The 13,522-nt window shown below is 49.5% G+C and carries 12 protein-coding genes; 11 read left to right on the top strand and 1 reads right to left on the bottom strand.

The annotated features are described in order from the left end of the window. The first annotated feature begins 375 nt into the window (after positions 1 to 375). From ADS79_RS33015 to ADS79_RS36365, 7 genes are all read left to right on the top strand, one after another. Positions 376 to 1,464 carry a putative 2-aminoethylphosphonate ABC transporter substrate-binding protein gene (locus ADS79_RS33015; protein WP_049742723.1) on the top strand — a complete coding sequence of 363 codons (1,089 nt, stop codon included), beginning with the start codon at positions 376 to 378 and terminating at the stop codon, positions 1,462 to 1,464. Between the two features lie 17 nt (positions 1,465 to 1,481). Continuing rightward, positions 1,482 to 2,537, top strand: a complete 1,056-nt coding sequence (locus ADS79_RS33010; RefSeq protein ID WP_049742722.1) for an ABC transporter ATP-binding protein — start codon at positions 1,482 to 1,484, stop codon at positions 2,535 to 2,537. A 5-nt stretch (positions 2,538 to 2,542) separates the two neighbouring features. Beyond that, the gene (locus tag ADS79_RS33005; RefSeq protein ID WP_049742811.1) at positions 2,543 to 4,249 is read left to right on the top strand and encodes a putative 2-aminoethylphosphonate ABC transporter permease subunit; all 1,707 of its coding nucleotides are present in this window, start codon (positions 2,543 to 2,545) and stop codon (positions 4,247 to 4,249) included. Between the two features lie 3 nt (positions 4,250 to 4,252). Continuing rightward, positions 4,253 to 5,047 carry a phosphonoacetaldehyde hydrolase gene (gene phnX, locus ADS79_RS33000; protein WP_049742721.1) on the top strand — a complete coding sequence of 265 codons (795 nt, stop codon included), beginning with the start codon at positions 4,253 to 4,255 and terminating at the stop codon, positions 5,045 to 5,047. A 46-nt stretch (positions 5,048 to 5,093) separates the two neighbouring features. After that, a complete protein-coding gene (gene phnW / locus ADS79_RS32995) occupies positions 5,094 to 6,212 on the top strand; it encodes a 2-aminoethylphosphonate--pyruvate transaminase (RefSeq protein ID WP_141260956.1) in 1,119 nt (372 codons plus the stop codon). A 162-nt stretch (positions 6,213 to 6,374) separates the two neighbouring features. Then, entirely contained in the window at positions 6,375 to 7,169 is a 795-nt protein-coding gene (locus ADS79_RS32990; RefSeq protein ID WP_049742810.1) for a DeoR/GlpR family DNA-binding transcription regulator, read from the top strand. 29 nt (positions 7,170 to 7,198) lie between these two features. Beyond that, positions 7,199 to 7,420: a hypothetical protein gene (locus ADS79_RS36365; protein ID WP_236700183.1), complete on the top strand. Its 222-nt coding sequence runs from the start codon at positions 7,199 to 7,201 to the stop codon at positions 7,418 to 7,420. Here ADS79_RS36365 and ADS79_RS32985 read toward each other — a convergent pair. Then, entirely contained in the window at positions 7,413 to 8,192 is a 780-nt protein-coding gene (locus ADS79_RS32985; protein ID WP_236700182.1) for an ABC transporter substrate-binding protein, read from the bottom strand. The two genes, ADS79_RS36365 and ADS79_RS32985, sit on opposite strands and share 8 nt — an antisense overlap. A 309-nt stretch (positions 8,193 to 8,501) precedes the next feature. On the opposite strand from ADS79_RS32985, the gene ADS79_RS32980 reads away from it, so the two are divergent. From ADS79_RS32980 to ADS79_RS32965, 4 genes are all read left to right on the top strand, one after another. Beyond that, complete coding sequence (locus tag ADS79_RS32980; RefSeq protein ID WP_049742719.1) at positions 8,502 to 9,503, top strand: ABC transporter substrate-binding protein; 1,002 nt, start codon at positions 8,502 to 8,504, stop codon at positions 9,501 to 9,503. 171 nt (positions 9,504 to 9,674) lie between these two features. After that, on the top strand, positions 9,675 to 11,213 hold the full coding sequence (locus tag ADS79_RS32975) for an AraC family transcriptional regulator (RefSeq protein WP_236700181.1): 1,539 nt from the start codon (positions 9,675 to 9,677) through the stop codon (positions 11,211 to 11,213). A gap of 171 nt (positions 11,214 to 11,384) precedes the next feature. Beyond that, positions 11,385 to 12,440, top strand: a complete 1,056-nt coding sequence (locus tag ADS79_RS32970; RefSeq protein ID WP_049742717.1) for a FecCD family ABC transporter permease — start codon at positions 11,385 to 11,387, stop codon at positions 12,438 to 12,440. Between the two features lie 2 nt (positions 12,441 to 12,442). Beyond that, a complete protein-coding gene (locus tag ADS79_RS32965; protein ID WP_049742716.1) occupies positions 12,443 to 13,474 on the top strand; it encodes a FecCD family ABC transporter permease in 1,032 nt (343 codons plus the stop codon). Positions 13,475 to 13,522: the final 48 nt, after the last annotated feature.

Raw genomic sequence — 13,522 nt, 5'->3', positions numbered from 1 at the left:
AGGAAAACGGAGAAAAGCGCGAAGGTCTTTGGAAACGCTGCCGAGGCGGAGTGGAAAAGGGAAACACGATCTTAAGCGTCCACCTCTGAGAGCCATCCCCGAACCCGCCACTTTGGACGCGGTTTCCCTTTCTCCATGCAGACGTACAGGAATGACCCCCTTGTAAGCGTTCCAAGAACCTGGAGCGTTTTCTCCGGTTTCCTCTCCTCCACAACAGTCCGACATACAAGCTCTTATATCTCTTATGCAACTAAAAACACACAAAAGCACATAAACACATTTCTTTTACCTTGCATTCACATTCACTTAATATTTCCCCCGTAACATGAGACCTAACAAAGAAAATTGAACATTTCACGCAGGGGAGAGGTTCTCATGAAGAAGTGGCATTATCCGATACTCGCATCAATTTTGTCATTGGCAGTTCTGGCAGGATGTGGACAAGCACCCAAGTCCCAATCAAACGCACAAGCACCTGCTACAGGTGGCTCCAGCACAGTAGCCCCGGCATCGGGCGCGATCACCGTGTACACCGCGCTGGAGGATGACCAGATCAAAACATATCTGGAATCCTTTAAAGCCAAGTACCCGGATGTAAAAGTGAACATCGTCAGAGACTCCACTGGCATTATTACAGCGAAGCTTTTGGCAGAAAAGGATAATCCACAAGCCGACGTCGTCTGGGGAACAGCAGCAACCAGCCTGTTGGTTCTCGAACAGCAAGGCATGCTCGAAGGCTATTCGCCAAAAGGAGTCGAACGTGTATCCGCCGAGTTCAAGGATTCCAAGGAGCCAACGAGCTGGGTCGGCATTGACGCATGGGAAACAGCCGTTGCTGTAAATACAAAGGAACTCGAAAAACGAAACCTGCCAATTCCTAAAACCTATGAAGATTTGATCAAGCCGGAATACAAAGGTCTGATTGTGATGCCAAATCCAGCGTCGTCTGGAACGGGACTTTTGACCATCAACGGAATTATGCAGCTAAAAGGTGAACAGGAAGGCTGGGATTATCTCGACAAGCTGCACGAAAATATGGCGCTGTACACACATTCAGGCTCAAAGCCAGCCAAAATGGCAGCGTCCGGAGAATATCCAATTGGCATTTCCTTTGGCTATCGTTCCATTACAGAAAAGAAAAAAGGCGCACCGCTTGAGGTTGTCTTCCCGTCTGAAGGCTCTGGCTGGGATGTAGAAGCGAATGCCCTGATGAAAAAGGCCGAGATCAAGCCGGAAGCAAAGCTGTTCCTGGATTGGGCCATCTCAGATGAAGCGATGAAAGCTTATAACCAAAATTTCGCGATCGTCAGTGTAAAACAAGAAGGCGGGACGCTGCCAGAAGGCTACGCCGTAGACCCGATCAAGCAATTGATCAAGCTGGATTTGAAACAAGCAGCAGAGAATCGTGATAACGTCTTGGCAGGGTGGGAAAAACGCTACGCTACCAAGAGCGAGCCTAAGTAAGTAGCGAGGAGAACAGCATGAGACAATCCTATCTATCCATTCAAGGGGTCAGTAAACGCTTCGGATTATTTGCCGCTTTGGAGCATGTCTCCATCGAAATTGACAAGAATGAATTCGTCTGTCTGCTCGGTCCTAGTGGCTGCGGAAAAACGACGTTACTGAGAATGCTGGCAGGATTGGAGCAGCCGACAACTGGCCGGATGATCGTAGACGGCAGGGAAATTACTTCCCTGCCTCCGGCAAAACGAAATATTGCGATGATGTTTCAGTCATACGCATTGTTTCCCAATCTGACTGCCGCCGAAAATATTGCTTTTGGTCTGCAAGAAAAAAAGCTGTCCAAGAAAGAAATTGCAGCGAAAGTAGAAGAGGCGCTGGACATGGTGGATCTTACTCATGCCGCCGCCAAATATCCCGCCCAGCTCTCCGGTGGACAACAACAGCGCATTGCTTTGGCACGGGCAATCGCACTTTCGCCACAAGTATTGCTGCTGGATGAACCGTTGTCTGCGCTGGATGCAAAAGTAAGACAAAAGCTGCGCCGGGAGATTCGCCGTCTGCATGAACAATTCGGAATGACTACGGTTATGGTGACCCATGATCAGGATGAAGCACTGACGATGGCAGACAAAATTGTAGTGATGAATCACGGGGAGGTCGTGCAGGTCGGTACCCCGGAGGAAATCTACAATACACCAGTGAACCCATTCGTTGCCGATTTTATCGGAGCGATCAATTTCTTCTCAAACAGCTGCTTTGATCACCCGATTGCGGATCAAACGAAACTGCTTGCGATTCGCCCGGAGCATATCCGCATTTTAGAGCAAGAATCAGAGTTCGGTATTCCGGCCCATATTTCTGAGCTGGAGTTTCGCGGAGCCTTTTACCGGATCTTTTTACGGTGGCAGGATGCTACGGGACAGATGAGCGAAGAGCTGCTCACGCTTGATGTACTCGCTCAGCAAGCACGCAGGCTTGGGCTATCCCGAAATAAAAAGGTGTGGCTGGAGCTGCCGCTGGAAAATTTACTCGCCTTTGAACAGTCAGCTACGACTACGGAGGAACGGGGGTGAGCAGTATGAATGCAGCCAGACAAGCCACAGGCAAGACGATGCAAAAATGGCTGATTTCACTCGTCATCGTCGCCCTAGGTGTAAGCGTACTATTGCCGTTGATCCAGTTGTTCTCGCGCGCGTTTTATGACAAGAGCGGGCAATTCATCGGACTGAACAACTTTGTGACTTACTTTTCGACGCCGGCCTTGTCCCAATCGGTTACGAACACGCTTTACATTTCAGCCATGACGACACTAATTGCCGTTACACTCGCGTTTTTCTTTGCTTACGCTTTGACGCGTAGCGGCATTCGGGGAAAAGGAGCCTTTCGCGCGATTGCCTTGCTGCCGTTATTCGCACCGACCATGATGCATGGGATCGCCCTGACCTATCTGTTTGGCAATCAGGGCCTCGTCACCACAGGGGTATTCGGACTGCTTCCATTTCAGTGGGATATCGATTTGTATGGTCCGGTTGGCATTACTTTGGCAGAAATCGTCTACGTATTCCCGCAGGCTTACTTGATTCTTGCTGTGTCACTTGCATTCGCTGACTACCAGCTCTATGAGGCAGCGGATACACTCGGCGCAGGCAACTGGCGCAAATTTTTTACCGTGACAATCCCAAGCATCAAATATGGAATCGTCAGTGCTTGCTTTGTTTGCTTTACGCTCTCGTTTACCGATTTTGGGGCACCAAAAGTAGTCGGAGGACAGTTTTCTGTGCTCGCTACCGATGTGTACAAGCAAGTCATCGGTCAGCAAAACATGACGATGGGAGCGACAGTTGGTCTGCTCTTGATCATTCCGGCTCTCGCCGCCTTTATCGTCGATCGAATCGTGGAGCGTAAGCAGCATTCCGCAATTACCGCCAAGTCCAAGCCATACCGAATCAAAGAAAATCGTTTTCGCGACGTCTTTTTCACGCTCATCTGTCTGTGTGTAAGTGGATTTTTGCTCCTCATGATGGCAGCAGTCGTGATCGCTTCCTTTATCAAGGTATGGCCGTATAATCTCGAATTCGGCTGGCAGCATTACGATTTTTCAGGCGTTGCCGGAGAAGGCATGACACCGCTATGGAACAGCATTTTGGTCGCGTTGCTGACAGCTGTGATCGGAACCGTAGTCACGTTTATAGCCGCTTACGCCATCGAGAAATCGCAGGTATGGAAAGGACTTCGGCAAACAGGTTACTTCCTTTCGATTCTTCCTTTGGCTCTGCCAGGACTGGTCATTGGTCTTGCCTACATTTTCTTTTTCAACAATCCAGGCAATCCTCTGCACGGCTTGTACGGCTCAATCTGGATTCTGATTCTCGCCAACGTGATCCACTTTTTCTCGGTCGGGTTCATTACGGCAACCAGCGCCTTGAAAAAGCTCGATCCAGAGTTTGAACAAGCTGCAGAGTCGATGGGCATCTCGCAAATCAAGGTCTTCTGGCGAGTAACCGTTCCCGTCTGCACGCCTGCGATCATCGAAATGGCAGTCTACTTTTTTATCAATTCCATGGTCACGATCTCAGCCGTCGTTTTTCTGTACGCAGCAGATTTCAAGCTGGCGTCCGTCTCGATTGTCAATATGGATGACGCTGGTGACGTTGCTCCAGCAGCAGCCATGTCGGTGCTGATCGTGGTCCTCAATATCATCGCTCGTGCTTGCGCAGAATGGATGGCAGCACGTATGAAAAAACGCACGGCATGGTCCAACCAAGAGAAAGGTCAGGTGACTTAAATTATGAAAGCAGTTGTATTTGATTGGGCAGGAACAATGGTGGATTACGGTTGTTTCGCTCCGTTAGCCGTTTTTTTACAGGTTTTTAAAAACAGAGGCATCGAACTTACCGCTGAAGAAGCACGTGAGCCGATGGGGATGCTCAAGCGTGATCACATCCAGGCACTGTGCCGGATGGAGCGTGTAGCAGGCTTGTGGCAGGAAAAATACGGACGTCTCCCGGATGAGTCCGATGTAGATGCTTTGTACGCGGATTTTGAACCGATGCTGATGGAAACGCTGCACCAATACGTTACTCCAGTGCCGGGAGCGATCCAGTTGGTAGAGCGCCTGCGAAGCCAAGGCATCAAGATTGGATCAACCACGGGTTATACCCGCGAGATGATGGCAGTCGTAACAAAAGCAGCCAAAGAGCAAGGCTACGCTCCAGATGTGCTGGTTACGCCAAGCGACATGCCTGCCGGTCGACCGTATCCGTGGATGTGCTATCAAAATGCGATCCTGCTAGACGTCTATCCGATGGGTGAGATGGTCAAGGTAGGCGACACGATAAGTGATATGAAAGAAGGGCGAAACGCTGGGATGTGGACGGTCGGTGTCCTCAAGGGCGGCAGTGAGCTGGGCTTGTCGCAGGAGGAAGTAGCGGACATGGCAGCGGATGAGCTGGAGGAGAGAATGGCCAAAACATCGGAGAGATTGCGAGCAGCAGGTGCTCATTATGTCATAGAGGAAATCGGACTGTTAGATGAAGTACTGGAAAAAATCAAGCTGCGCCAGGCAGCAGGAGAGCGCCCATAACTTGCGAGGCAGTTTCGATCAGATCAGTCAGAAGGGATGAGACATTTTGAATCAACATCAACAGGAAGCAACCGACAATCCGTATTTGCTGCTTACACCAGGACCGCTGTCTACATCGCGTAGTGTGCGCGAAGCCATGATGCGCGACTGGTGCACATGGGACCGGGATTATAACGAGCTCGTACAGTCGGTTCGACAAAAGCTCGTGAAACTCGCAACAGATCAAACGGAAGACTATACAACCGTACTTATGCAAGGAAGCGGAACCTTTTGTGTGGAAGCGGTCATCAGCAGCGTGATTCCGGCCGACGGCAAACTGCTCGTTCTGACGAATGGGGCATACGGTGATCGGATCGTGAAAATGGCGCAGGTGCATCAGATCGCTACAGCTGTTGTGGATTATGGAGAAGTATCCCAAACTTCTGTTGAGCCATTGATCCGAATTCTGGAGGAAGATACAGCGATTACTCATGTGGCGGTCGTGCATTCGGAAACGACGACAGGGATGCTCAACCCGATTCGGGGAATTGGTGAAATAGCTAAGAAGTATGGCAAGGTCTATATTGTGGATGCGATGAGTAGCTTCGGAGGAATTGAGCTGGATGTGGCAGAGCTTTCTATCGATTATCTCATTTCGAGTGCGAATAAATGCATTCAGGGTGTGCCGGGCTTCGGTTTTGTCATTGCCCGAACAGCTGCGCTCACAGGGTGCAAAGGGATTGCTCGGACACTCTCCCTCGATTTATACGATCAGTGGAACACGATGGAGGAGGAAAATGGCAAGTGGCGATACACCTCTCCGACTCACGTTGTGCGCGCTTTTGACCAAGCGCTGACAGAGCTTCTGGCAGAAGGCGGGGTAGTTAAGCGATATGAGCGCTATGCACGAAATCAAGAAATCTTGTCTGACGGGATGGAGCGACTCGGAATTCGGACCTTGCTGCCGAAAGAGTTCCAATCGCCATTCATTACATCCTTTTATTATCCCGAGAGCGATGCCTTTTCGTTCCAAGAGCTCTATGATCGCTTAAAGCAGGCTGGCTTCGTGATTTATCCGGGGAAAATATCGCAAGCCGATACGTTTCGGATTGGAAATATCGGCGAAGTTTATGCGGAAGACATGGAACGCTTGCTAGTTGCAATCGAAGAGAATCGATTTTGGTAGATAGCTCCTTGATTGTATGTCGCAATACCTCTACAATTTATGGTAGGGAAGATACTGAAATGTTGGGAAAATCTACGCTTGATACTTGCAACAGGAAGCGAAGCGTCAGATCTCGTTCGAGGAGCGCTTGATCTGATAGCAGATGAAATAGGGGGACAAGGCGTGTCGTCGTTATTCGGAGAAGAGCGTAAGCAGATCATTTTGCAGTTGGTAAACTCAAACGGCAAAGTGAGAACCAATGAGCTGGTGGAGAAGCTGCAAGTTTCTTCAGAGTCGATTCGCAGATATTTGGAAGACCTGGAAGCGGAGAAAAAGCTGAAACGCGTCTATGGAGGGGCTGTGAAGCTGAATTTGGAACGCTCCGAGCCATCCCATCTCAGTCGGGAAGTCATGAGAGCAGAAGAAAAGAAGCGGATTGGCCGAGTAGCTGCTGAGCTGGTTCAGGACAACGATACGATCGTCATCGACGAAGGAACGACTCCGTTGCAGATGATCAGCTTCTTGACCACCAAAAAGGATTTGACGATTTTGACGAGCTCCATTACGGCGCTCAACCTCCTGATCGAGTATCAAAACAATGGCATTCTCAAGGCAGAAGTCTATTTTCTAGGTGGAAAAGTCAATGCCAAGCACCATCGGGTCGGAGGAGCTTTTGCGGAAAAAATGATGAAGTCCTTTTATGTCGACAAGGCGTTTCTGTCGATGGACGGGCTGCTTTTGCACAAAGGTCTGACATGCTACGATCCAGAGCGTGCAGAGCTGGCCAAGCGTTTTATCGAAAATGCAAACGAAAGCATTGTCTTGGCGGATCATTCCAAAATCGGAATCAGTACACTGTGTAAGGTAGCTGATCTGATGGAAGTGGACATCGTCATCAGTGATGCACCTGCCCCAGAAGAATGGGATGCAGATTTGCAATCCAAAAATGTGACCTGGATGATCGCAGAAGAGCTGTAAATATCAAAAGCGGAACACGTTGGCCGTGATTGAATCTAGGCAGGCCGCCTGATTCACGAATCGGAAACGTCGTTCCGCTTTTTTCATTGCTGGATGTCCCTGGTTTAGGAGGTGCGACGAAGCATGCCCGATATAACCTGCAACAGGTTTTCTCTGACCAGTGCCGCGCCGCAGTTCCACTGCTGGGCTTCAATCAGATGGACTTTTCCGTTTTGGACAGCGGGCAGACTATGCCAGAGCGCGCTAGCTAGCAGACGTTGTGTCGCCCTGCGAGAATCCTGCTTCTCGGAGAGCAGCATGAAGATGCGATCGCCGGCGTAATCCGGCAAGGCAGCCTCCGAAATTTCCGCAAAGCCCTCTTCTGCTTCGAGGATCTCCTGAATCTTGTCTCCGGGAGCGAAACCATTTGGATGATAGAGGGCAGAGGAAAATCCGCTCATCAACGGAGGCAGTTTCGCCTTCCTTCATCCCCGTTTCCTTTAGCTTTTTCCACATGCTTTCAGCGCTTTGCTTGTACTCTTTCAGACACTTTTTTGCCTCTTCCTTTTTCCCAATGAGGTCACCGAGTAGTGTCATCCGCTCTTCCAAAGGAGCAAACGTATCGAAAATGACTGTTGGGGCAATTTTGGAAAGCGCATCAAAGTCCTTTTCGTCCGTACCGGCGTAAAGAATGACGTCTGGCTTCAGCTCCAATACCTTTTCCAAATTGATCGGGAAGCCAACATCCTCAACGTCTTGCAGACGATCTTCAAATACTTGATTGGTGTAGCCAGAGCCACCAACTGGCTTAACTCCCAGCGCTAGTGTATCTCCGAAAGTCTCGCCCCAAAAGATGATCCGCTGCGGTGATACCGGTATAGGACTCGTGTGTCCTTTATAATCGGTATACGAGCGAGTAGCCGCTTCTGCTGATGAAGGGGCATTCTCTTGCTTTTGACTGGTCTGGCTGCTGCACCCGAAAAGCAGACTCGTCGCAAGTACAATGGTTCCCACCGCTCCGACTATGCTACGAATATTGTTCATTCCCAATCTTCCTCCAATAACAAATCCATGATTAGAGCGTGTTGTCGTGTGATAATCATTATCATTTGCGACTTCATCATAGTAAAACGAAAAGGGCTGCTCAATGGACAAAAACGAAGCGGCCCTACTTGTATTTGTACAAAAACGAGGAGATATGGGGAGCCTGTTCACGAGTTTGGACAAAAAAAATTGGAGAAAATGCATTGTCAGAGGGCAGGGTAGGGACATATGATCAGGATGGAAAACAGTAGATGAGAATGAGAATCACAACAAAATGCTGCTCATTGCATACAGGAGAGGATCGAAATCATGGAAAAAACAGCTCGAAATATAAAAAAAGGCTGGATGTCCATTGCTTTGGTTATGGCACTCAGCTTGACCGCGTGCGCAGAGAAAGCGCCAGAACAAGCTGCGCCAGTGACTGCATCAGCCGAGCAAAAGCCAGCGGAACAATCGGCAACTGCCGAGAAGTCCGCTGAAACAAGAGTCGTCAAGGATGCTTACGGAGACGTAACGATCCCGGCCCAGCCACAGCGAGTTGCCGCTATTTATCAGGAAGACTTTATGATGGCACTGGGCGTGAAGCCAATCGTGCAATGGTATCACCCTGCTTGGGGAAAACAGGATTACCTCGGTTTGGACGTACCGGAGTTTGATATTACTGGCAGCATGGAAGCGCTGCTGCAGGCTGCTCCTGATTTGATTATTGTAGATGGGGGAGCCGATGCAGAGAAATACGAGCAGTACAGCAAGGTCGCCCCTACCTACAAGCTGCCGGATGAACTGCGCAATGATACGACCGGACGTCTCAAGAAAATTGCGGATCTGCTTGGAATTCCGGAAAAAGCAGACGAGGTGATCAAGAATTATGAGCAAAAAATGGCGGATGCAAAAGCGAAGCTGCAACAGGCAGTCGGAAATGAAACGGTTGCTGTCATCCGCTTGAATGTAGGGAACAAGCCTACGCTAGCCCTGTTCGGTGATGGCAACGTTTATACGGGAATGCTTTATAAGGAGCTTGGTCTGCAGCCTTATGCAGCAGCCAAAAATCAGGAAACACACGTCGTTCTCACAGAGGAAGCGATTCCGGCTATTGATGCGGATTATATCATTTTGTTCCCGTCGAATGGGACGTGGGATTCCACGGAAAACAAGGAGTCGCTGAAAATCCTCGAAACGCCGATTTGGCAATCAGTTTCCGCAGTCAAAAAAGGACATGTTTATAAAATGGACCGGACTCATTGGCAATCGGGTGCCCTGTTGGCGAACATGAAGAAAGCAGATGACCTGGTAAAAACGTTCGTCAAGTAAACGAGGGTAAGTCAAAAATTACGCAGAAAGCTTGTCGCCGATGGTTGATGAGCTTTCTGTTTTTCATTATAATAGAAATGATAATCATTCTCGATTAAAAGAAAGAGGGAGATACACATTTTCCAATCCGGCGATAAGCTGTATCCTCCTTCCCTCTACCTGTTGACAGGAATGGAAAGAGACAGTCTTATACCTGCTGCTTTGCAGTCTCACCGAGAAGTCGATGATTATACGATTCTCATCGCTATTGACGGACAGGGTCATTTGTATGTTGATGAGGCAGAATGTTGTATTGAACGGGAAAGCTGCTGGGTGGTACAGCCTGGTCAAAGCTATTGGATTCGTTCTGATCGACATGTCCTTGAATATTTTCGCATCACATTTCGCATGCTGCACCTGTCTGTCCAGGACAACGAAGCAGCTTTCGAGCCTTTTTCATGCTTAGGGGAGCTGGCCTGCACCCCCTTTTCAAAGCTGGTAGATCGTGTCAATGAAATTTACATACACCGGGATGAGACAGATGGTCAGCAACGGTTTTACAATCATGTGCGCTTCGAGGAATTGCTGTGCTTTTTGCTCCAGCAAAATGATGCAGGAAAGCGTGCGCTAGATCCCCGCCAGGCTGTAGAGCGCTCTGTTGAGTTTGTGCAGCAGCATTATCAGGAGCAGCTGACAGTCGATCAGCTGGCGACAGAAGCGCATGTCCCGCGCTGGCGCTATACGCAATTATTCAAGGAGGTAACCGGACAAATTCCGCTCGATTATATCAACAGCTTGCGGATGAACCGCGCCAAGCAGCTGCTCTTGATGACAGGTGACAGAATTCATGAAATCGCACAAAATGTCGGGTTTACAAGCGAGTACTATTTCAATCGCCGTTTCAAGCAAACGGTGGGCCTCGCCCCGGGCAAATATCGCAATATCCATCGGGATGATTTGCGTGTAGTCTCCCTTTTTATGGAGGATTATTTGGTCGCGCTCGGTCTTACCCCGATTGTTCAGTGGGCTCATACTTTTTGGGGGAAGCAGGACTATCTCGGTCTGGATGGTGTTCCAACGTATGATGTTTTGAAAAGTAAGGTCCATGATTTGGCGAATCAACATCCGGATGTGATCATGCTACGACAATGTACCGGTCTGAAAACGGATTTGTTTGAGGAGTGCGCCCGTATTGCCCGTACATGCGTGATTTGTCAGCTTGGTCCGGATTGGCGATCAACCCTGCGTGTATTAGGGGAGCAGCTGGGGCGCGGCGAACGGGCTGAAAATACGATCGCACAGTATGAACAAAAAGCGCAGGCAGCCAAGCGTGTACTGGAAAAAAGCCTCAAAGGTCAGACGGTCGCTTTTTTGCGTGTATCTGCCGAGATGATCAGTGTAGAGAAGAACTATACGGCGCCCGTTTTGTATCAGGATTTGGGGATGAGGCCGCATTCGCTTGTCATGCAGCTATCGACGCAGGAAGCGCGCGCAGGTGTGACGTGGGAGCAGCTATCTACGCTGGATGCCGATCATATTTTTTACGTCTTTGACAAATGGCATCAGGCGGGAAAAAATGCCGAGCGAGAACAAATCCAGCATCCGCTATGGCGTGCTCTCCCTGCCGTTCAAAACAACCGTGCTTACCATGTGGATTTCATGACCTGGATGAACCATGGCGTGATCGCAAACACAAAGAAAATTGATGAGGTATTGCGCGTACTGGCGTAGCATTGTCCAAAATGTCCAAAAGAATCATCGCATTTATCCATTGACACTTATTTCCTCGATCGCCTACAATTCTTTATGTGATAATAATTATCAATATCAATACATAATTCACTGTAGACATGCTTGAAACAGGCTTAAACCTTATTGATATTGATAGAAAAGGTGGCAAGTATGAGTCAACATGCACAATCCATACAAAAAGGAGCAACAACGAATCCGGTCAAGTTTCGCTCTCGTCCTTGGGCTGCTACGCTGATTTTGACGAGTGGCATCTTGGCTTTAATTCTTGGAATGTTTTTGTCTGTTTCATTCGGGGCAGCTGACATCCATTTTGCTGTCGTTTGGGACGCCATTTTTCATTTTAATCCTGATTTGACCCAGCATCAGATTATTCAGGAAATCCGACTTCCACGCCTTTTAGGCGGGGCGATGGTCGGAGCCAGCTTTGCCGTGGCTGGTGCGATCATGCAAGGAATGACGCGCAATCCGCTGGCTGATTCCGGCTTGCTCGGTCTGAATGCGGGTGCGGGCTTTGTTTTGGCGCTGTGCTTTGCCTTTTTCCCTGGCTTGCCGTTTATGTACCTGATTCTTTACAGTTTCCTGGGTGCCGGAGTTGGTGCCGGGCTCGTTTACGGGATTGGCTCACTGGCAAAGGGTGGTTTGACGCCGGTGCGTCTGGTGCTGGCTGGTGCGGCACTAAGTGCGTTATTGTCTGCGCTGAGTGAAGGAATTGCGCTATATTTCAAAATTGGCCAAGACCTCGCATTTTGGTACGCAGGGGGCGTAGCCGGAACAAAATGGTTCCAGCTGAAAATTATGTTCCCATGGATTCTTGTCGCGATTCTTGGGGCGATCGCCCTGTCTCGCTCCATTACGATGCTCAGTCTTGGTGAGGATATCGCCAAGGGTCTCGGACAACGTACTGTATTGGTCAAATTTTTAGGAATGATCATCGTGCTGATTTTGGCAGGCTCAGCGGTATCCGTTGTGGGGGCAGTGGGCTTTGTCGGCTTGATCATTCCCCACTTGACCCGTTATTTGGTTGGCGTGGATTATCGCTGGATTATTCCGTGTTCAGCGGTATTGGGAAGCTTGCTTGTCGTTTTTGCCGATTTGGCGGCGAGAATGGTGAATCCGCCCTTTGAGACTCCGCTCGGGGCACTCATTGCGCTAATCGGCGTGCCGTTCTTCCTTTACCTGGCACGTAAAGAAAGAAGGGAGATGTAATCATGCAATCACTTACCGCTCATGTAGATGCACGCAAGCGAGCAAGAGGCATCACCGTCATGATCGTACTTGGCATACTCATCCTGATCGCTTTTATCATCAGCATGAATACAGGCTTTATCCGGTTGTCTCCGATGGATTTGCTCATGACGTTCTTAGGATCTGGTACGGAGAAACAAAACCTGATTCTGTTTGACTTCCGTTTGCCGCGTATTGTGATTTCCATCCTGATTGGCGCGGGACTGGCTGTGTCTGGTTGTGTCATTCAAGGAATTTCGCGAAATGCTTTGGCGGACCCGGGAATTTTGGGGATCAATGCCGGAGCAGGCTTAATGGTAATGCTGTTCATCTCGTTTTACCCGTCTACCGCTGCTGCACCTGTATTTTTGCTGCCTGTTCTGGCATTGGTAGGCGCGGGCTTGACTGCCGCATTGATCTATATCCTTGCCTACAAAAGACATAAAGGCTTGTCTCCGATCCGCATATTGCTGACAGGGATTGCGGTCGCGGCGGGGATGAGTGCTGCGATGATCGTCCTGACTCTCAAGCTGAGCCCGGAGAAGTATCAGTTTGTCGCGACTTGGCTGGCTGGTAGTATCTGGGGGACAAACTGGAAATTTGTTTTGTCACTGCTGCCGTGGATCGTCGTTCTTTTGCCGTTTGTCTTTTACAAAGCACGTGTTATGAACGTACTCAATCTGGGAGAAGAGCTGGCGACTGGTCTTGGCGCTCCCGTATCCAGAGAGCAGCTGAAACTGCTGGCAGCAGCTGTTGGTCTTGCTGCTTCATGCGTAGCCGTGAGTGGCGGTATCGGGTTCGTCGGCTTGATTGGACCGCATCTGGCCCGCAGGCTGGTTGGACCAAAGCATGAGATGCTGCTGCCGACTGCAGCCCTCGTTGGCTCGCTTCTTGTCATTGTCGCTGATACGCTAGGACGTTGGATTTTGCAACCATCCGAGATTCCGACAGGCATCGTCGTAGCTGTAATCGGAGCACCTTATTTCTTGTATTTGCTCGCCCGTACAAAGACATAGAGAGATGTGGGCAAGCCGGGTAAGGCTGTTCGCGAAGGGAGAGAAAGA

Source organism: Brevibacillus reuszeri, from assembly GCF_001187725.1.
Lineage (GTDB): Bacteria > Bacillota > Bacilli > Brevibacillales > Brevibacillaceae > Brevibacillus > Brevibacillus reuszeri.
Note: the sequence above shows the minus strand (reverse complement) of the source record. Positions and strands in the feature narration are given on the sequence as shown.